This is a genomic window from Archaeoglobaceae archaeon, from assembly GCA_038734275.1.
GTDB lineage: Archaea > Halobacteriota > Archaeoglobi > Archaeoglobales > Archaeoglobaceae > WYZ-LMO2.
Map to the genome: position 1 here is coordinate 62,035 of JAVYOO010000008.1, position 18,238 is coordinate 80,272.

Annotated in this window: 32 protein-coding genes and 1 tRNA gene; 32 read left to right on the forward strand and 1 reads right to left on the reverse strand. The window is 41.9% G+C overall.

Going from position 1 to position 18,238, the window contains the following annotated elements; translation table 11 throughout:
* From QXI54_08140 to QXI54_08150, 3 genes are all read left to right on the forward strand, one after another.
* Positions 1-741 carry a fumarylacetoacetate hydrolase family protein gene (locus QXI54_08140; GenBank protein ID MEM0303120.1) on the forward strand — a complete coding sequence of 247 codons (741 nt, stop codon included), beginning with the start codon at positions 1-3 and terminating at the stop codon, positions 739-741.
* A gap of 97 nt (positions 742-838) precedes the next feature.
* Positions 839-913, forward strand: a tRNA-Ile gene (locus QXI54_08145).
* Between the two features lie 139 nt (positions 914-1,052).
* The gene (locus tag QXI54_08150; protein ID MEM0303121.1) at positions 1,053-1,592 is read left to right on the forward strand and encodes a DUF996 domain-containing protein; all 540 of its coding nucleotides are present in this window, start codon (positions 1,053-1,055) and stop codon (positions 1,590-1,592) included.
* Between the two features lie 25 nt (positions 1,593-1,617).
* On the opposite strand, the gene QXI54_08155 is transcribed toward QXI54_08150, so the two are convergent.
* On the reverse strand, positions 1,618-2,007 hold the full coding sequence (locus QXI54_08155) for a hypothetical protein (protein ID MEM0303122.1): 390 nt from the start codon (positions 2,005-2,007) through the stop codon (positions 1,618-1,620).
* Positions 2,008-2,103: 96 nt separating this feature from the next.
* On the opposite strand from QXI54_08155, the gene QXI54_08160 reads away from it, so the two are divergent.
* The 29 genes from QXI54_08160 to QXI54_08300 are packed head-to-tail and all read left to right on the forward strand — an operon-like array spanning position 2,104 to position 18,216.
* On the forward strand, positions 2,104-2,814 hold the full coding sequence (locus QXI54_08160) for a dihydroorotate dehydrogenase electron transfer subunit (protein MEM0303123.1): 711 nt from the start codon (positions 2,104-2,106) through the stop codon (positions 2,812-2,814).
* A gap of 42 nt (positions 2,815-2,856) precedes the next feature.
* Positions 2,857-3,831 (forward strand): RNA-guided pseudouridylation complex pseudouridine synthase subunit Cbf5, encoded by a 975-nt coding sequence (locus tag QXI54_08165; GenBank protein MEM0303124.1) that lies wholly within the window; start codon positions 2,857-2,859, stop codon positions 3,829-3,831.
* On the forward strand, positions 3,813-4,586 hold the full coding sequence (locus QXI54_08170) for a putative RNA uridine N3 methyltransferase (protein MEM0303125.1): 774 nt from the start codon (positions 3,813-3,815) through the stop codon (positions 4,584-4,586). The genes QXI54_08165 and QXI54_08170 overlap by 19 nt, the downstream gene beginning before the upstream one ends.
* The gene (locus QXI54_08175; GenBank protein ID MEM0303126.1) at positions 4,583-5,569 is read left to right on the forward strand and encodes a 50S ribosomal protein L3; all 987 of its coding nucleotides are present in this window, start codon (positions 4,583-4,585) and stop codon (positions 5,567-5,569) included. The genes QXI54_08170 and QXI54_08175 overlap by 4 nt, the downstream gene beginning before the upstream one ends.
* A 1-nt stretch (position 5,570) precedes the next feature.
* Positions 5,571-6,329, forward strand: a complete 759-nt coding sequence (gene rpl4p, locus QXI54_08180) for a 50S ribosomal protein L4 (GenBank protein ID MEM0303127.1) — start codon at positions 5,571-5,573, stop codon at positions 6,327-6,329.
* Positions 6,323-6,568, forward strand: a complete 246-nt coding sequence (locus QXI54_08185) for a 50S ribosomal protein L23 (GenBank protein MEM0303128.1) — start codon at positions 6,323-6,325, stop codon at positions 6,566-6,568. The genes rpl4p and QXI54_08185 overlap by 7 nt, the downstream gene beginning before the upstream one ends.
* Positions 6,569-6,577: 9 nt before the next feature.
* Positions 6,578-7,291 (forward strand): 50S ribosomal protein L2, encoded by a 714-nt coding sequence (locus QXI54_08190; protein MEM0303129.1) that lies wholly within the window; start codon positions 6,578-6,580, stop codon positions 7,289-7,291.
* Between the two features lie 4 nt (positions 7,292-7,295).
* Positions 7,296-7,697, forward strand: coding sequence for a 30S ribosomal protein S19 (gene rpsS / locus QXI54_08195; GenBank protein MEM0303130.1), 402 nt, complete (start codon positions 7,296-7,298; stop codon positions 7,695-7,697).
* Positions 7,698-7,702: 5 nt separating this feature from the next.
* Positions 7,703-8,161: a 50S ribosomal protein L22 gene (locus QXI54_08200; GenBank protein MEM0303131.1), complete on the forward strand. Its 459-nt coding sequence runs from the start codon at positions 7,703-7,705 to the stop codon at positions 8,159-8,161.
* Entirely contained in the window at positions 8,161-8,826 is a 666-nt protein-coding gene (locus QXI54_08205; protein ID MEM0303132.1) for a 30S ribosomal protein S3, read from the forward strand. The genes QXI54_08200 and QXI54_08205 overlap by 1 nt, the downstream gene beginning before the upstream one ends.
* Positions 8,795-8,938, forward strand: a complete 144-nt coding sequence (rpmC, locus tag QXI54_08210) for a 50S ribosomal protein L29 (GenBank protein MEM0303133.1) — start codon at positions 8,795-8,797, stop codon at positions 8,936-8,938. The genes QXI54_08205 and rpmC overlap by 32 nt, the downstream gene beginning before the upstream one ends.
* Positions 8,926-9,231: a ribonuclease P protein subunit gene (locus QXI54_08215; GenBank protein MEM0303134.1), complete on the forward strand. Its 306-nt coding sequence runs from the start codon at positions 8,926-8,928 to the stop codon at positions 9,229-9,231. The genes rpmC and QXI54_08215 overlap by 13 nt, the downstream gene beginning before the upstream one ends.
* The gene (locus QXI54_08220; protein MEM0303135.1) at positions 9,228-9,545 is read left to right on the forward strand and encodes a 30S ribosomal protein S17; all 318 of its coding nucleotides are present in this window, start codon (positions 9,228-9,230) and stop codon (positions 9,543-9,545) included. Before QXI54_08215 ends, QXI54_08220 begins: the two co-directional genes overlap by 4 nt.
* Complete coding sequence (locus tag QXI54_08225; GenBank protein ID MEM0303136.1) at positions 9,542-9,940, forward strand: 50S ribosomal protein L14; 399 nt, start codon at positions 9,542-9,544, stop codon at positions 9,938-9,940. The genes QXI54_08220 and QXI54_08225 overlap by 4 nt, the downstream gene beginning before the upstream one ends.
* Positions 9,941-9,945: 5 nt before the next feature.
* A complete protein-coding gene (gene rplX, locus QXI54_08230; GenBank protein ID MEM0303137.1) occupies positions 9,946-10,290 on the forward strand; it encodes a 50S ribosomal protein L24 in 345 nt (114 codons plus the stop codon).
* A 4-nt stretch (positions 10,291-10,294) separates the two neighbouring features.
* Complete coding sequence (locus QXI54_08235) at positions 10,295-10,993, forward strand: 30S ribosomal protein S4e (GenBank protein ID MEM0303138.1); 699 nt, start codon at positions 10,295-10,297, stop codon at positions 10,991-10,993.
* Between the two features lie 2 nt (positions 10,994-10,995).
* Positions 10,996-11,517: a 50S ribosomal protein L5 gene (locus QXI54_08240; GenBank protein ID MEM0303139.1), complete on the forward strand. Its 522-nt coding sequence runs from the start codon at positions 10,996-10,998 to the stop codon at positions 11,515-11,517.
* A complete protein-coding gene (locus QXI54_08245) occupies positions 11,514-11,669 on the forward strand; it encodes a 30S ribosomal protein S14 (protein MEM0303140.1) in 156 nt (51 codons plus the stop codon). Before QXI54_08240 ends, QXI54_08245 begins: the two co-directional genes overlap by 4 nt.
* A gap of 5 nt (positions 11,670-11,674) precedes the next feature.
* On the forward strand, positions 11,675-12,064 hold the full coding sequence (locus tag QXI54_08250; GenBank protein MEM0303141.1) for a 30S ribosomal protein S8: 390 nt from the start codon (positions 11,675-11,677) through the stop codon (positions 12,062-12,064).
* Positions 12,054-12,599, forward strand: coding sequence for a 50S ribosomal protein L6 (locus QXI54_08255; protein ID MEM0303142.1), 546 nt, complete (start codon positions 12,054-12,056; stop codon positions 12,597-12,599). The genes QXI54_08250 and QXI54_08255 overlap by 11 nt, the downstream gene beginning before the upstream one ends.
* Before the next feature lie 10 nt (positions 12,600-12,609).
* Positions 12,610-12,993 carry a 50S ribosomal protein L32e gene (locus QXI54_08260; protein MEM0303143.1) on the forward strand — a complete coding sequence of 128 codons (384 nt, stop codon included), beginning with the start codon at positions 12,610-12,612 and terminating at the stop codon, positions 12,991-12,993.
* Between the two features lie 4 nt (positions 12,994-12,997).
* Positions 12,998-13,438, forward strand: a complete 441-nt coding sequence (locus tag QXI54_08265; protein MEM0303144.1) for a 50S ribosomal protein L19e — start codon at positions 12,998-13,000, stop codon at positions 13,436-13,438.
* A 4-nt stretch (positions 13,439-13,442) separates the two neighbouring features.
* Positions 13,443-14,006, forward strand: a complete 564-nt coding sequence (locus QXI54_08270) for a 50S ribosomal protein L18 (GenBank protein ID MEM0303145.1) — start codon at positions 13,443-13,445, stop codon at positions 14,004-14,006.
* The gene (rpsE, locus tag QXI54_08275) at positions 14,003-14,617 is read left to right on the forward strand and encodes a 30S ribosomal protein S5 (GenBank protein MEM0303146.1); all 615 of its coding nucleotides are present in this window, start codon (positions 14,003-14,005) and stop codon (positions 14,615-14,617) included. The genes QXI54_08270 and rpsE overlap by 4 nt, the downstream gene beginning before the upstream one ends.
* The gene (rpmD, locus tag QXI54_08280) at positions 14,601-15,056 is read left to right on the forward strand and encodes a 50S ribosomal protein L30 (GenBank protein MEM0303147.1); all 456 of its coding nucleotides are present in this window, start codon (positions 14,601-14,603) and stop codon (positions 15,054-15,056) included. The genes rpsE and rpmD overlap by 17 nt, the downstream gene beginning before the upstream one ends.
* A 5-nt stretch (positions 15,057-15,061) precedes the next feature.
* Positions 15,062-15,586: an uL15 family ribosomal protein gene (locus tag QXI54_08285; GenBank protein ID MEM0303148.1), complete on the forward strand. Its 525-nt coding sequence runs from the start codon at positions 15,062-15,064 to the stop codon at positions 15,584-15,586.
* Position 15,587: 1 nt separating this feature from the next.
* Positions 15,588-17,066, forward strand: coding sequence for a preprotein translocase subunit SecY (secY, locus tag QXI54_08290; GenBank protein ID MEM0303149.1), 1,479 nt, complete (start codon positions 15,588-15,590; stop codon positions 17,064-17,066).
* Positions 17,066-17,704: an EMC3/TMCO1 family protein gene (locus QXI54_08295; GenBank protein MEM0303150.1), complete on the forward strand. Its 639-nt coding sequence runs from the start codon at positions 17,066-17,068 to the stop codon at positions 17,702-17,704. Before secY ends, QXI54_08295 begins: the two co-directional genes overlap by 1 nt.
* Positions 17,701-18,216 carry an AAA family ATPase gene (locus QXI54_08300; protein ID MEM0303151.1) on the forward strand — a complete coding sequence of 172 codons (516 nt, stop codon included), beginning with the start codon at positions 17,701-17,703 and terminating at the stop codon, positions 18,214-18,216. The genes QXI54_08295 and QXI54_08300 overlap by 4 nt, the downstream gene beginning before the upstream one ends.
* The last annotated feature ends 22 nt before the right edge of the window (positions 18,217-18,238 follow it).

The window sequence follows — 18,238 nt, forward strand, 5'->3', positions numbered from 1 at the left end:
ATGATCGGAAGATTTCTGGTTAATGGGAAAATTTATCAGGGAAATTTTGAGTTAAAGAAGGGGAGAGTGATCTTTGATTCAGTCGAGTTTCCAATTGATTGCGTAAAGTTCCTGCCACCGGTTATTCCAAGCAAGATCATTGCGGTTGGGCTGAATTACGTTGATCATGCAGAAGAGCTTGGGATGCCAATTCCAGAAGAACCGATCATTTTTATGAAACCTCCAAGTGCAGTAGTCGGTGATGGGGATCCAATCCTGATTCCAAGGCTATCAAACAGGGTTGATTACGAAGGGGAGCTTGCAATCGTGATTGCAAGGCGATGCAAAAACGTGGCAAGGGAAAAAGCAAGGGATTTCATTCTTGGCTACACCTGTTTCAACGATGTAACTGCTAGAGATCTGCAAGCTAAAGATGGACAGTGGACAAGGGCTAAAAGCTTCGACACTTTCGCTCCGCTCGGGCCATACATAGTCGAACTCGACGATCCCAGAGAGCTGAAGATTGAAACAAGAGTAAATGGAGAGGTTAAGCAGAGATCGAGCACTTCAAAAATGATTTTCGACGCTTTTAGCCTTTTGGAGTTCATATCATCGATAATGACCCTTGAAGCGGGTGACATTATAGCTACTGGAACCCCAGCCGGAGTTGGAACGCTGAGAGCTGGTGATGTGGTAGAAGTTGAGATTGAAAAAATCGGAATTCTCAGGAATCCAGTTGTGAGTAGTTCAACTGAAGTATAGATATTGAGCATTGCGAAAATAACTTAAAGGATCAATACGAAAAACTAATAAACACCAATCTTTTAAGATTACCAGAAACTGATACTGTGGATTTGAAGGGTCCGTGGCTCAGCCTGGTTAGAGCGTTCGCCTGATAAGCGAAAGGTCCGGGGTTCAAACCCCCGCGGACCCATTTCTGTTTTTGAAACGAGAACGAAGGCTGGCTGGATTTGGTCTCTGAAGCTTTTAACGATCTGATCTATAATAGCTAATTCTAGTTTCTTTATTATTAACCGAAAAGTTTTAATAATTTGAAAATATTGATCTCACACATGGCAATATCCACAGTTAGAGGCTACGGTCTTGTCGGTAGCATCATGGTGCTTTTTGACCTTTATCTGGGATATCTGGGCATCGGGAGAACTGGCTTGATTGCAGTGTTGGGACTTGTGTTTTTGCTGATGGGAGTTAGAGAAATAGCTAATGAAGCAAATTATCCAAAAATATTCAGAAATTACCTGATATTCTTCATCTTTACAACGCTATTCTTCATATTTCAGCTTTTCACGCTGAATGTGGTTTTTCTTTGGATCTTGTTATTGATAGGGGCGGTATTCCTCAGAATGAGTTTTAATAAAATCGCTGACAGTTCTGGTATTACAATGTTTAAGCACTCAGCCCTGATTTACCTTGTTGGTGCGGTATTGTTCATCGTTTTTGTCGGACTACTCTTACTGCCAATTGCTCTTGCATTGCAAGCAATTGCCTTCTATAGCCTTCCAGACGCAATTGAGCAGATCCGCGAAGAATACGCCGAAGATTTTGAGGAAGAAATCATACCTGAAGGGTCTCCCGAAGAAAAAGGTCTTTAATACAAAATCTTGGTTTATTTTAAAATTAAAGTTTTTTAATTTTAACTTCAGAATCTGATTTTTCTAAAATTCTCCTGAGATAGCTCCATCTATCCTCTTCTTGAACGATAGAAGGCTTTTTCTTTGATCTCCTTTTTTCAATTCTTCCGTATGAAGCTCCATAATCCGCAAGACTCATCCATATTCTCTTGCTTTTAACCCCACTGCGAATTTTCTGGGCTTTTTTGTGCTTCTCGATATTTTTACTTATGATTAAAGATAAAATTAAGCATATTGCAGTGAAAAATACTGGGATCTCCCAAAATATGCCAGAGAAGAAAAAAAGAATTACAAGAGTAGGGAATACGATACATCCGAATAAGACGACAGTTATGAAAGCCATGATGAGCATAGAGTTCTCAGTGGAATCTTCCATGTCGCTACTTTTGTGATTAAGCATATATTTTTTGCGTGATCCCCAAACAGAGCCTTACATCCAAAAATTTTTAAGTAAATATAGGCAATTCCAACCATGTTCATGGTTGAAGTTACTAAAGTTGTGAAGCATTCAGATAATATAGCCACAATCTACTTCAACAAGAAGATTAACTCTTATCCCGGGCAATTTGTAATGCTTAACCTTCTTGGCTATGAAGAAATTCCTCTCAGTCTGTCTTCTCCGAATTCTGTCACGGTAAAGGCGGTCGGAGAAACAACAAGAGCAATCGTCGAAGGAAATTTTGGATTTGTGGGGATAAGGGGGGCATTCGGAAAACCATTTTCAATCTCGGATAATGCTTTGCTCATAGCAGGGGGGATTGGAATAGCCCCACTGAAGTTTCTTCACGACTTTCTCCTGAATATGGGTTATAATGTAGACGTTATCTATGGTGCAAAAAATGCTGAAGAGCTTATATGGGTAGATGATTTGAAAAATGCTATTTTTGCAAGTGAAGACGGCAGTTTTGGATTTAAGGGAACCGTTTTGGATTTATTAAAGGAGGTCGATTTTAAGGAATACAATCGGATTTACTGCTGTGGAAAAGAGGAGATGATGAGAAAAGTTTACAAGTTATTAAAATCAGAAAATTGTCTGCATAAGGCAGAATTCTCTCTTGAAAGATTTATGCGTTGTGGCATTGGTGTTTGTGGATCTTGTGTTCTTAAGAATGGATTTAGGGTATGCAGAGATGGACCTGTTTTTAAAGCTCATTCTCTGAAAGATATTTTTGAGGAAGTGTAGTCCAGTCATCAAGCTTTTAAATCTGACTGATATCGGTTTTTTGTGAAGCTTGAAAAATTCTTTGTGCTTGAAGAAATTGAGCCGGATGAAAGATATGGCTGTCATCCCTCAAGACGAAGCATTGAGGAGCACATAAAAAAAGGATTTGTATGTATAGATAAACCAATGGGGCCTACGAGTCATGAAGTTGTAGTATGGGTTAGAAAAATTCTTCAAGTGGATAAAACTGGCCACGCTGGGACTTTGGACCCAAGAGTCACTGGTGTGCTGCCAATCTTCATAGAGACTGCTACAAAACTCGTTAAATTCCTTCAGGAGTCTGGAAAAGAATACGTCTGCTTGATGAGACTTCATGGAGAAGTAAAAGAAGAAAAAATAAGAGAAGTTTTTAGGCTTTTTACAGGAAAAATCTTCCAAAAACCACCTCTTAAATCTGCTGTAAAAAAACAATTGAGGATCAGAGAAATTTACAGCATGGAAATCCTTGAGATTTCTGGTCGAGATATCCTTTTTAAGGTATCAACAGAGTCTGGAACCTATATTAGGAAACTTTGCAAGGATATGGGTGAAGTTCTTGGTGTTGGTGCACATATGCAGGAGCTAAGGCGAACCAAGACCGGCAAATTCACAGAAGAGGATTGCTACACGCTCCACGATCTTTTAGATGCTTTTATATTTTGGAGAGAAGATGGTGAAGAGAAATACTTAAGAGAGATTGTAAAACCCATGGAATTAGCAGTTGCGGATTTACCCAAAATAGTGATCAAAGACACTGCAGTTGATGCCATTTGTCATGGGGCGAATCTTTCGATAAAGGGTGTGGCGTATATAGAGAAGAACATAAAAGAGGGAGATATAGTTGCAATTTTCACTGCAAAGGAAGAACTTGTAGCTCTTGGAAGAGCCTTAATGTCTGCAGAAAAAATGGTTGAATTAAAGAAGGGCTTTATAGTGGATGTTGAAAGAGTCGTGATGGACCGCGGAGTTTACCCAAGTGTATGGAAAAGCTCTCAGTAGCCATACCTTCTTCTGCTCTTATAAACGAGACCGATGAAAAAATAAAGACATACAAGGTCGGAATAATTGGTAGAGCCCTTGCGATATTTAGAGTGGAAGAAGTTTTGATTTATAGGGATCCGATTCTTGACGAGACAGCTTTTATAAAAGAGATCCTGGAATATCTCGAAACCCCACAGTATCTTAGAAAAGAGCTGGTTCCGTTAAGTGAAAATCTCAGATTCGTGGGGGTAATACCCCCACTGGCGATTCCATCTCATAAGTCGAAACATTTAAAAATCGGTGAGTTGAGGGAAGGGGTCGTAAAAAGGGTGGCTCCTGACGGAACGCGATGGGTGGATATAGGTGTTGAGGCCCTTGCGCCTTTGAGATCTCAAGATCCAAAAGGCGCACGCGTCACCGTCAGGGTTGTTTCGAAGTCCCCGTTGCTCGTCGAGAAGGCGGAAGCGGATGAATACTGGGGGTATAAGGTAAGATCCGCAGAACTTGAAGATGTGCTGAAGAGGAAGGATGCGATCGTAACCTCTCGGAAAGGGAAAATTCCCAAACCAGAAGAGATTAGAAAAGGCACCTTTGTCTTCGGTAATCCGAAGGAAGGTGTCTTCGAAATAATGAGGAGGATGGGTATAGATATGGTAGTCGAAGCATGGAACACGATCCCGATGCAGGGGGTAAGGACTGTTCGATTAGAGGAAGCTATATTTAGCACTCTTGCAATTGTCAATTTCTTCTCCTACTGGGGTGATTCGAGATGAAAGAGCATAGACCAAAGCGTGGTTCTTTAGCGTTCTCTCCGAGAAAGAGGGCAAAGAGGATTATTCCAAGAATTAGAAGCTGGCCAGAATGCAACGAAGTTCGGCTACAGGGATTTGCGGGCTACAAGGCAGGAATGACGCACGTAGTAATGATTGACGACAGAAAGAACTCTTTGACTTATGGAGAAGAGATTATAATTCCCGTTACAGTCATCGAGACACCTCCCATGAAAATTGCAGGAATTAGAGTTTACAAGGAGACGCAGTATGGTTTAAAGATCCTAAAAGAAGTCTGGGCAAATGGACTTGATCCGTTTTTGGATCGAAGAGTAAAGATTCCCAAAAAATCTCCTGAAATCGATGCTTTGCGGGGAATTGAAGGAGACGAAGTTAGAGTTTTAACTTACACCCAACCTTACCTACTCACAGGCGTGCCAAAAAAAGTGCCAGATCTGATGGAGCAAAGAGTTGGCGGAAAATTTGAGGAAGCCTTAGAGTATGCAATATCCAAGCTGGGTAAGGAAGTGACAGTTTCTGAAGTATTCAAAGAAGGCAGTATCGTGGACGTAAGTGCGATAACGAAGGGGAAGGGGTTTGAAGGAGTGGTTAAGAGATGGGGAGTTATAACCATGAATGCGAAGCATGCAAGAAGCAGTAAAGGCAGAAGAGTCGGAACGCTTGGTCCTTGGACTCCGCACAGGATAAGGTGGACTGTTCCACAGTATGGACAGATGGGTTTTCATCAGAGACTTGAGTTCAACAAGAGAATTATAAAGATTGGAAATAATGGAGAAGAAATAACTCCCAAAGGTGGTTTTCCACATTATGGAGTTGTAAGAGGGAATTATGTTCTAATTTCAGGAACTGTGCCGGGCACTGTAAAGAGACTTGTCAGAATAAGAGATGCAATCAGACCACCAAAAGCGGAGTTTACTGGTGTAAATCTGGTTTATGTAAGCACGAGTTCCAAGCAGGGGAAGTGATATGAAGGCCAGCGTTTTAAATCTAAAAGGAGAAATTGTAGAAGAGATTGACTTGCCTGAGTTCTTCGAAGAGGAATTTAGACCGGATATCATTAAGAAGGCAGTGCTCTCAATTCAATCCCATCGCAGGCAACCTTACGGACCAAATCCGTTGAGTGGCGTTAATTATGCATGGGAGAACTGGGGTCCGGGGCATGGATATGCGAGAGTTCCGAGATGGAAGCTCGGTTTAAGAGCAGTCGTTGTTCCACAGGCTGTAGGTGGAAGAGAAGCTCATCCACCCAAGGTTCAGAAAAAGTGGGGAGAGAAGATCAATAAGAAGGAAATGAGAAAAGCTCTTCGATCCGCGATTTCTGCTACTGCTATTGAGGAAATCGTTCGTGCAAGAAATCATGTCTTTGAAGGAAAACTTCCAAAAATTGTAGTTGATGAGTTTGAATCTTTAAGCAAAACAAAAGACGTAGTCGCAGTTTTGAAGGCCATCGGGGTTTATGGCGACGTGGAGAGAGCCAAAGAGAGGAAAAGACAGAGAGCAGGGCTTGGGAAGATGCGTGGTAGAAGATATGTGGCAAAAAAGAGCATTTTAATTGTGGTTGGTGAAGATAAAGGGATATTGAAATCTGCAAAAAGTCTGCCAGGTGTCGATGCTGTGTTGGCAAAGGATCTCAATGTTGAATTGCTTGCTCCAGGTTGTCATCCCGGAAGACTTGTGGTCTGGACCAAATCCGCTATAAAAGTTCTGGGTGAGAGATTATGCTGATAAAGCATTTTCTTGTTACTGAAAAAACAACATCAGAGCTGGAAAAAAATGTGCTAACTGCAATTGTAGATTTAAGGGCAAAAAAGAAGGATATTAAGAAGGAGATCGAAAAACTTTTTGGAGTTGAAGTTGAAAGAGTGAACACACTAATCACTCCAAAAGGTGAGAAGAAGGCTTACATAAAACTAAAGCCAGATTATTCGGCAGAAGAAATACTTTCAAAATTGGGCGTGTTCTGAGGTGAGGGTATGGGCAAACGCATAATATCCCAAAATCGCGGAAAAGGAACTCCAACTTACACTGCCCCATCGCACAAATACAAGGCAGATATAAAGCACATTCCGTTCAAAGACGAAACCATTGCAGCTAAAGTTGTGGATATAGTTCACGATCCTGTTAGAAACGGCCCAATTGCACTTGTCAGGCTACCGGATGGTAAAGAGCAATACGTGCTTGCAGTTGAGGGAATCGGAACTGGTGACTGGATTTACTTTGGAGCAAACGTGGAGATCTCACCAGGTAATTCGACATACCTTAAGAATATCCCTGAAGGAACTCCGATTTGCAACATTGAAGCAAAGCCTGGAGATTTGGGGAGGTTTGTAAGAGCAGGTGGAACTTTCGCTTTGGTGCTATCAAGGGAGGAAGACAAGGTTCTTGTTCAAATGCCTTCGGGCAAACTTAAGTGGTTCCATCCAATGTGCAGGGCCACTATAGGTGTTGTTGCGGGCAGTGGTAGAGTTGACAAGCCATTCGTCAAGGCGGGTAAGAAGTTCCACAAAATGAAGAGCAAAGCTGGAAAATGGCCAAGAGTGCGTGGAGTTGCAATGTGTGCAGTTTATCATCCATTTGGCGGTGGAAAGCATCAGCATGTAGGCAGGCCAAAGACTGTGAGCAGAAATGCCCCTCCAGGGAGAAAAGTTGGAAGTATAGCTGCCCGTCGCACGGGAATAAGGAGGTGATTTCATGGCTCTTAAGAGTAAAGTTGTAAGAACCAAGGAGTTCGCATATCGTGGTTATACATTTGAAGAGATTCAGAAAATGTCGCTTGAAGAATTCATGAAGCTAATTCCTTCAAGAGAGAGGAGAAAACTGAAGAGAGGTCTTACAGAGCAGGAGGAGATACTACTCAGAAAACTTAGAAAAAAGGGGACTGCGAGAACACACTGCAGAGACATGGTAATACTTCCAGAAATGGTGGGCAAAGTAGTTTTTGTTCACAACGGCAAGGATTTCGTGAGGGTAGAGATAAAACCAGAAATGATCGGTCATAGGCTTGGAGAATTTGCCCAGACAAGAAGGTTTGAGAAACACAGCGGTCCTGGAGTTGGTGCAACGAGAAGCAGTAAGTTCGTTCCGCTGAAGTGATGGGTATGGCAAGAATAAAATACTCCTACCAGCCCCAAGATGAAACAAAAGCTGTTAGAGCGATGGGATACGAAGTACCCATGAGCTTTAAAAAAGCAATGGAAATCTGCAGAGCTTTAAAGGGAAAGAAGGTGCCCCAGGCGATAAAGTTTTTAGAAAATGTAATTGAACTCAAGGTTCCTGTGCCCATGAAAAAGCACAAGAAGAAAGTCGCTCATAAAAACATTCCCGGCTGGTATGCGGGAAGGTACCCCCAGAAAACGGCAAAAGAGATTCTTAAAGTCCTAAACAACTTAAAGGCAAATGCAGAGTATAAGGGTCTGAAGCCAGAGGAGCTGACAATTGTTCATGCACAGGCTAAGAAGGGTAGAGCGATAAAGAGATACGTTCCAAGAGCTTTTGGAAGAGCGGTTCCAAAAGTAAAACAGCTGACTACTGTTGAATTTGTAGCCGAGGTGAGATGATGGCGGTTGAGAGAAAGTTCGTTCAAGACAAAGTCAAAAAGATGATGGTAAAGGAGTGGATTAAAGAAGAGGTCAAAAGTGCTGGGTTTGGTGGAATCGACATACTCCGAACACCGCTTGGAACTCAAGTAACTCTTTTCGTGGAACGTCCGGGAATCGTAATTGGAAAAGGAGGAAGGAGGATAAAGATGATCACGGAAAAGCTAAAGGAATTTGGACTTGATAATCCTCAGGTTAGCGTTGATGAAGTCGAAAAACCGGAATTCAATGCTCAGTTAATGGCTTCTTTACTTGCAAGAGCCCTTGAAAGGGGCTGGTATTTCCGCAGGGCAGGATATAGGTTCCTTTACAGGATCATGGAAGCAGGAGCAAAGGGATGCGAAATTGAAATTGGTGGAAAGCTCGTAAGCGAGAGGGCGAGGAAAGAAAAATTCCTTGCCGGGACCATAGTTCACACCGGCGATCCTGCTTACACCGCTGTCAGAAAGGGTTTTGATATAGCAGTAAAGAAACTTGGTGTTCTCGGAGTTACTGTGCGGATAATTCCTCCCGATGTTAAGCTTCCGGATGAGTTTGAGATAAGAGGTGTTTCGAATGAAAATGAGGGAAATAAGGGAAATGAGCAAAGAGGAGATGGAGAAAAAGCTGAAGGAGCTGGAAATTGAATTGCTTAAGCTTCGGACACTGGTTAGAAGTGGAGGGGCGGTCAAAAATCCGGGAAGAATAAGGCAAATAAGACGAGACATTGCAAGGTTGAAGATGCTATGCGGAAAGTGAAGCTTGCAGAACTAATTGCGAGAGACTGGATTGGGTTAAGAGTGGAAGTAATTGAAAGCCCAAATAGGTGTGAAGTAGGTATCAGGGGCGAAGTTGTGGATGAAACTGAAAAGACATTCAAAATTATGACTGAAAAAGGTTTAAAAATCGTCGCAAAAAAGAGTAGAAGCTTTAGAGTGTGGTATGGGGAGAGAGTGGTGAGAGTGAAAGGAGATCTTACGGCATTTAAGCCCGAAGAGAGGATAATGAGAGGATTGATGCTAATAAAAAGAGCAAAGGGGGTAGTATTATGAGAAATATTGGCATAGAGGTTAAACCGCCTGAAGGAACCTGCAACGATGAAAGGTGCCCGTTTCATGGAACTCTGCCGATAAGAGGGCAGATTTTAAGTGGTAAAGTAATTAAAGTATACGGAAAAACTGCTGTAGTTGAAAGGGAGCTTATAAAATACGTTCCGAAATACGAACGTTATATGAGAAAGCGTTCAAGACTTCATGCTCATAATCCGGACTGCATAAGAGCAAAGCCCGGAGATGTTGTTCGAATTGGCGAGTGCAGACCCATAAGTAAGACTAAAAGTTTTGTAATTTTAGAGGTGATCAAATGAAGGCATTAAAAGCAAAAATCCCGAGAGCTTTACCCACTGGGGCTATGCTTGTTTGTGCTGACAACAGTGGTGCAAGAGAGGTTCAGATAATCTCCGTAATTGGTTACAAGGGTGTTCGAAGGAGGTATCCTGCTGCTGGTGTAGGTGACATGGTTGTTGTGAGCGTTAAAAAAGGACTGCCTGAAATAAGAAAACAGGTGCACTATGCGGTTATAATAAGACAAAGAAAAGAGTTCAGAAGGCCGAATGGCGATAGAATAAAATTCGAAGACAATGCTGCTGTTCTCGTTAACGAAAAAGGTGAGCCCAAGGGCACAGAAATCAGGGGCCCTGTTGCCAGGGAGGCTGCAGAAAGGTTTGCTAAGATAGCAACAATTGCTACAACCATAGTGTGATGGTTATGCAGCCAAGAAAACAGAGGAGATGGATTTATAAAACTTCGAAGCTCCATCAAAGGCATAAATTGCTACATGCGACACTTTCAGAAGAGCTCAGGGAAAAATACAAGAAGAGGTCCGCAAGGGTTTGTAAGGGAGACAAAGTAAGGGTTATGCGTGGTGATTTCGCCGGCCATGAGGGAAAGGTGCTTGAAGTTGACATGAAAAACTGCAGAATAATAGTTGATGGTGTAACGACAACAAAGGTAAACGGAACAGAAGTTCCGGTTCCGATTCATCCTTCAAACGTGATGATCATAAGCTTTGGTGAAATTGACGACGTAAGAAAGAGGATCTTGGAGAGGTGATGAGATGCATCAAAAGAGACTTTCTGCACCAAAAACTTACAAAATACCAAGAAAGGCCGGAAAATGGGTAATAAGGGTATCACCAGGGCCGCATGATAAAACTGCAATTCCTCTTGCAGTAGTTCTTAGAGATCTTCTGCAACTTGCAGATACGGCAAGAGAGGCCCGTAAGATAATTTCTGCCGGTGAAGTTCTTGTAGATGGGGTTGTTAGGCGAGACTACAGATTCCCTGTTGGATTATTTGATGTTGTAAGCATACTCAAGCTTGATCAGAGCTATAGGGTGCTCTTTGACGAAAAAGGCAGGTATGTCTTGAAAGAAATTGAGGATAGTGATAGAAAGCTCTACAAGATCACAAATAAGACGGTTGTTAAGGGCGGAAAAATACAGCTGAATCTCTTTGATGGCTCCAATATTCTTGGAACAAATGAATACAAAACGAAAGATAGCATTCTGCTTAAAATTCCTGAAAAGCAAATTCTCGATCACTTGAAATTTGAAGAAGGGGCAATGATAATGATCATTGGTGGAACTCATGCAGGTGAAATTGGAAGAGTTAAGAGCTACAAGATTGTCAGGGGTTCCGGATCGAACTTAGTAACAGTAGAGACACCAGTGGGTGAGATAACTACGATTGAAGACTACGTATTTGTGGTTGGTAAAAAGGGCAGTGACAAACCCGTAATTGATTTAGGGGTGTAATTATGCTAGAAGTTGCAAAGAAAGAAAATCCAATGAGAGAAATATTGCTTGAGAAAGTAGTCATAAATATAGGAGTTGGCGAAAGCGGTGAGAGGCTTCAGAAGGCTGAAAAAATGCTCTCAACCTTAGTTTCTCAGAAACCCGCAACGACCATCGCAAAAAAGACAATCAAGAATTTTGGAATAAGAAAGAAAGAGAAGATAGGGCTTAAGGTTACCTTAAGAGGAGAAAAAGCGATGGAATTTCTCAAGAAGGCTTTGAAGGTCAAGGAAATGAAGCTAAGTAAAAGATCGATAAATGCGGGTAATTTTTCATTTGGCATTGCAGAGCATATAGATCTTCCCGGAGTGGAATACGATCCAGATATTGGTGTTTTTGGAATGGACGTTTGTGTCGTCCTAAAGAGAAGAGGATATAGGGTTGCTGAAAGAAGAATAAGGAACAGTAAAGTTGGTAGTTCTCATAGAATAACGAAAGAAGACACCATTCGATGGCTTGAAAGTTTAGGGGTGGTAGTGGAATGACCAAAACTAGAACGAAAAAATTCGGTCGCGGGGCTAATCAGTGTAAGAGATGTGGCAGAAAGAGAGGCTTGGTGAGAAAATACGGCATTTACCTCTGCAGGCAATGCTTTAGAGAGACTGCAATGGACCTTGGATTTAAGAAGTTTTGGTGATCGCTATGGCGGTTGACACCTTATCTGCTGCGATGATTGCAATAAAAAACGCTGAAATGGTTGGAAAGAGGGTCTGCGAGATAAGACCAGCTTCTAAACTAATAGGCAACGTTCTTAGAGTTCTTAAAAACCATGGATACATAAAAAGCTTCGAATTTGTTAAAGAAAACGTTGGAGGTAAATACGTTGTCGAGCTTACCGGGAATATAAACAACTGCGGTGCTATTAGGCCAAGATTTTCATCAAAAGCAACTGAATACGAATTCTATGAAAGAAGATTCCTACCGGCCAGAGGCTTTGGAATTCTTATCGTTTCAACTACAAAGGGGGTTATGAGTCAGGTTGAGGCGAGAGAAATGGGTTTGGGGGGTGTCCTACTTGCTTATGTCTACTGAATACTCCTCATTGATCAAGATCCCTGATGGGATTGAGATTCAGATCGAAGGTGACCCCATTAAGGGATACATTGTAAGAGCAAAAGGTCCATTGGGAGAAAATAGCAAGTTCCTGAAGTTCAGAGATGTGTTTATCGAGAAGACCAGCGATGGAATAAGGATTTACACCCCGGTTAACAAGTCGAAATACAGAGCAGTTGTTGGCACCTACACTGCGCACATTAACAATCTCATCAAGGGAGTTAAAGAAGGTTTTGAGTATAAATTAAAGGCTGTTTATGCTCATTTTCCTGTTAAACTCAGAGTTTCAGGAGATGAAGTTATAATAGAAAACTTTCTCGGAGAGACTTCACCAAGGAGAGCAAAGATAGTGGGAAGGGCAAAAGTGGAGATAAAAGGTCAGGAGATAACTGTAAAGGGAGTTGATATAGAGGAGTGTGGGCTAACTGCGGCGAACCTCGAAAGGGCGACAAAAATCCGTAATAAGGACCGCAGGGTATTTCAGGATGGAATTTACATCGTAAAGAAACCATAAGGTGATCCAAATGAAGGCACTTTTAAGGCTCAGAAGGAGATTAAAATCAAGAAAACCCGAATTCAGAAGATACTGCTGGGATCGAAAGCTAAAGCTTAGAAGAAAAAGTTGGAGGAAGCCAAGAGGCCTGGACAATGCAATGCGTCTCGAATATGGTGGCAAGTGGTCAGGAAGAAAAAGGGTAAAGGTTGGATTCAAGTCCCCAACAGCGGTTCGTGGATTGCATCCCAGCGGTTATGAGGACGTTCTTGTTTACAATCCAAAGGATCTGGAAAAACTGGATCCAAAAAGGCAGGCAGTAAGGATTGCAAGTTGTGTAGGGCTCAGAAAAAGACTGGAAATTGAAAAAAAGGCAAATGAAATGGGATTGAAAATACTAAATCCCTCAAGGTGATGTTATGAATCTGAAAATTCAAAGAAGACTTGCAGCAGAAGTGCTCAAGTGTGGTCAGCACAGGATCTGGTTCGATCCTGATGCGCTTGAAGAGATATCCACTGCTTCCACGAAAGAGGACATAAGAGAACTTATAGAAAAAGGAGTTATAAAAAAGAAGGCAGTTAAAGGTATCTGCAGAGCAAGAATAAACCAATTGAGACTCAAGAAAAGAAAGGGCAGGAGATCTGGCTATGGAAGTAGAAAGGGAAAGAAGACTGCAAGAATGCCCAGAAAGAGACTTTGGATTATTAGGATACGAGCGATAAGAAGAAGACTAAAAGAATTAAAGAGAAACGGGCAAATTGACAAAAAGACGTATAGATTGCTCTACAGAAAGGCTAAAGGCGGTGAATTTAGGAGTGTTGCACATCTCAATGCATATGTGGAGGAAATAAAAAGGTGAGAAAATGGCGAGGGGACCGAGATTCAAGGTTCCGTTGAGGAGAAGAAGAGAGGGACTTACAAATTACAGAAGGAGATTAAAGCTTTTGATGTCGAAGAAAGTCAGATTCGTTGTAAGGATCACAAATCAGAGGGTAATAGCTCAATTCATAAGTTATAGCCCGGATGGAGATAAAGTCTTGGTTTGTGTTACTTCAGAAAAGCTTAGAGAATACGGCTGGAAAGGAGATCTTAACAACACACCTGCAGCATATTTGACTGGCTTGCTTGCAGGGAAAAAAGCATTAGAGGCTGGAATAAAGGAAGCTATCTTGGACATCGGTTTAAGATCACCCATTAAAGGTGCAAGAGTTTTTGCAGCTTTGAAGGGTGCAGTTGACGCGGGGCTTGAAATTCCACACGATGAGGAGATTTTGCCCGACGAATCAAGGATTCGAGGAGAACACATCGCAAAACTCTATGAAATGAGCCCGGAAAGATTTGGCGAATACGAGAGGCGTGGTTTAAGCCCTTCAGAATTACCTGCTCATTTTGAGGAAGTAAAGAAGAAGATAATGGTGGTAGAATGACCGAATGGATTCCTAAAACCAGACTGGGTAAGCTTGTAGCTGAAGGGAAGATAAAAACAATGGAGGATGCACTTTCGAGTGGTCTGCCAATAAAGGAGCCAGAAATCGTTGATGTCCTGCTTCCAGATCTCGAAGAGGACATTCTCGAGATTTCGATGGTTCAAAGAGTTACGGACAGCGGACGAAGGACGAAGTTTAGAGTAACTGCAGTTGTAGGTAACAGAAACGGCTATGTTGGCATAGGAACAGGCAAAGCATCCCAGGTAGCACCAGCAATCCAAAAAGCAATAGAAAATGCCAAGATAAACATTTTCGGAGTAATGAGAGGATGTGGTTCTTGGGAATGTGGATGTGGAACCGCTCATTCAGTTCCCTTTAGGGTTTCTGGAGAGTGTGGGAGTGTAAAGGTTACTCTGATCCCTGGGCCCAAGGGTCTCGGAGTTGTTGCTGCAGACGTGGCTAAGAGGGTTATAGAGCTTGCAGGTGTTAAAGACGTATGGTCAATAACCTCTGGAGAGACGAGAACCACTTTGAACTTTGCCATGGCAACTTTTGATGCTCTAAAGAAAACTTGTCTTGTTAAGAGGTGGAATTATGCTAGCAGTCGTTAGGCTAAGAGGGACAGTAGACGTTCATAAGAAAATTAGTGAAACCCTTAGACTATTGAGACTTCACAGAAGATATAATTGCGTTATAATCCCAGATACGCCTTCCTATCGCGGAATGCTTCAGGTAGTGAAAGACTACGTAGCATTTGGTGAGATCGATCATGAAATCTTGGCCTTGCTTTTAAGAAGCCGTGGAAGACTTGAGGGAAACAAACGTTTGACTGATGAATATGTTAAAGAAAAAACAGGATACTCGGGTATAGAAGAATTTGCAAAAGCTGTTGTTGAGGGAAAAGCAAAGTTATCAGACATTCCCGGGCTAAAGCCAGTTTTTAGATTGCATCCTCCGAGAAAGGGGCTGAAAAATATAAAATGGCACTATCCAAGAGGAGATCTCGGGTACCACAAAGATATAAAAGACTTACTTTATAGAATGAGGTGAATAATATGCCAAAGTTAAAGGTTAAGAAATTCAGAGGTTCTCGAACGTGTGGAGGAGGGAGTCACAAGAAAAGAAGAGGAGCAGGACACAGAGGAGGAAGAGGTAACGCTGGGGTTCACAAGCACAAGTATCTCAAGTTTCTTAAACTCGAAAGACTTGGTCTTTACGAGTTTGGAAAGCATGGTTTTACGAGGCCAAGCGCAGTTGTAAAGGAAATAAGCCAAGAAAGGAAAGTTAAAGAGACTCTTAGAACGCTCAGGGAGCAAGGAAAACTCGATGAGGGGACATATAAATTCCTTTACTCTCGCCCAGAGTTAAATGTTGGTGATCTTTCAAAGATAATAGAAAAATTGGTTGCATTGGGATTGGCGGAGAAAAAAGGAGATAAGTTTTACATTGATCTCGGTGTTCTTGGCTATTCCAAAATCCTTGGCGCAGGAGAAGTTAAAAAGCCGATAGATGTGAAGGTAGAATTTGCAACTCCAAAGGCATTGGAGAAGCTAAAGGCTGTAGGCGGCGGGGTAGTGTAGAATGGACTCCCTGATCAGGAGCCTTAAGCCTTATTTGGAGAGAATACCGAGTGTAGAAAGGCCAAAAGGACACGTGCATTTTAGACAGAAATTCATGTGGACTTCAGTCATTCTGCTATTATATTTCATTCTTTGTAATGTTCCTGTTTTTGGCCTTTCCAAAGATTCCATAGACATTTTTCAGGCATACAGAGCACTGTTCGCAGGAGCTACGGGGTCTATTTTAGCTCTTGGGATTGGCCCCATTGTAACTGCTTCGATCATTTTGCAGTTGTTGGTTGGGGCGGGGATAATAAAGCTCGACCTTACGAATCCGGATGATAGAGCTGCCTATCAAGAGTTTCAGCGTTTTTTAGTTTTTATAATGATTGCAGTTGAAGCTCTTCCACAGATATGGGCGGGGCTACTGCTACCCGATTTAGATTTAGCTGAAAAACTTGGAGTGTCACCAAGCTTCATAGCGTCCTTGATCTTCATCCAGTTGTTCATTGGTGGCGTTTTGATTGTTTACATGGACGAAGTTGTATCGAAGTGGGGAATTGGGAGTGGTGTAAGCCTTTTCATCCTCGCTGGAATTGCACAGGCGATAGTAGTTGGTTTATTTAACTGGATTGTTCCCCCTGGGAGTGTTTTGCCAGCGGGAATAATTCCAAGATGGATTTACTTTGCCCAAAATTATTCTCTCGAACAGTTATTGAGCGGTAGCGGAATTATAATGCTTTTACTTGAAGGAGGGATACTCGCCCTTGTCACGACAGCAGTTATAATTCTCTTGGTTGTTTTCTTCGAGGGAACAAGGGTTGAAATACCTATAGCCCACGCAATGGTTAGAGGTGCAAGAGGAAGATTTCCAATAAAGCTAATCTATGCGAGCGTTTTACCAATGATCTTCGTTCGTGCTTTGCAGGCAAATTTGATTATGATCGGACAAATTTTGCATGCGAGGGGAATTACAGTCCTTGGCGAGTTCGTTGATGGACATCCTGTAAGTGGGCTGATGTTCTATTTGTCTCCAATAAACAGCCCCTACGACTGGGTTCCAGAGCTTGTGAGAAGTAGGGGGGCAGCTTTCGCAGCAATTCCTGACTGGGCGATTTATCTGCATCTTCTGATTGACGCGCTAATTCTCATCGCGGGAGGCATAATATTTGCGGTATTTTGGGTTCAGACTACGGGAATGGATGCAAAAACAGTAGCAAATCAGATAGCGAGATCGGGAATGCAGATTCCCGGCTTTAGGAAGTCTCCTGTTGTGCTGGAAAAGCTCTTCGAGAGATACATTCCAAAAGTAACCATAATTGGTGGTGCATTAATTGGAATTCTGACTCTTGTATCAAACATGCTTGGGACCATAGGAAATGTTAGCGGAACAGGGCTACTACTGGCTGTTAGTATTGCATATCGGTTCTACGAGGATCTTGCAAGGCAGCAGATAACCGAGATGCATCCAATACTACGTAGAGTCCTTGGGGAGGAGTGATGAAAAGATTTATTTCGAGACTGGTAGCAATTCTCGGGTTTTTAATCTTTTTTGGACTTATTTTTAGCTATGAATTCAGAGTGGCATTGGCTTTAATCGTCGAAAGGGTTTTATTTCCGCTATCCGGCTTTAAGTTCTACGTAACGGTCTTAATTATGGCGATCCTAACAGGCCTATACTCAAATCTCATCCAGAAATACACCGTTAACTACAAAAGACTAAAAGAACTCCAGACTAAGATATCTGAATATCAGAAGGAGTATTTAGAGGCAGTAAAACAGAAAAATCAGTTCAAATTAAAGCAATTGGAGAAGAAAAGCGATGAGATGAAGATGCTCCAGAGTGAACTTATGAGCATGCAATTCAAGCCAATGTCATATACTTTTCTTGTCTCAATCCCAATCTGGGCATGGTTGTGGGAAAAAGCTTATCTGAGTTATCAGAATGTAAAGTTTGGCACCACAACCGAAATTTTTAACAGCTTGGATAATTCTCTCTTTTACGTTACGACTCCATTCTGGGGTTCGATCCATGTTGGCGAGATGATAGGTATATTTCCGTGGTGGATTCTTTGGTATATGCTCTGTTCGATAACAATCAGTCAGATGATTAAGAAGCTTATGAAGGTGGGCGTGTGAAGATAACGATTTCTGGACCTCCGGGGAGTGGAAAAACTACGGTTGCAAAAATTTTGAGTGAAAAGCTTAAAATAAAACTAATATCTGCAGGAGAGATATTCAGAAATTTGGCATTTGAAAAGGGGATGAGCATCGAGGATTTTAGTAAATTTGCCGAATCAAATCCTGAGATCGACGTTTTAATTGACAGACTTCAAAAAGAGATGGCTGAAAAGGAGAGAGATGCAATTGTTGAGGGAAGATTGTCGGGCTGGATGATAAAAGATGCAGATCTTAGAGTTTACCTCTTTGCAGATCCTGAAGTGAGATACAGTAGGATTGCAAAGCGGGAGAGTAAGGATTTCTCAACGGTTAAAAGAGAGACAAAGTTAAGAGAAGAGATCGAAAGGAGAAGGTATCAGAAATTCTATAGTATAGACCTCGATGACTGGAGAATCTACGATCTAATAATAAACACGAATAGACTTTCTCCCGAAAAAATCGCGGACATAATATCGTCAGCCTTAAAGTGAAAATTTGTGGCGTTTCAATGAA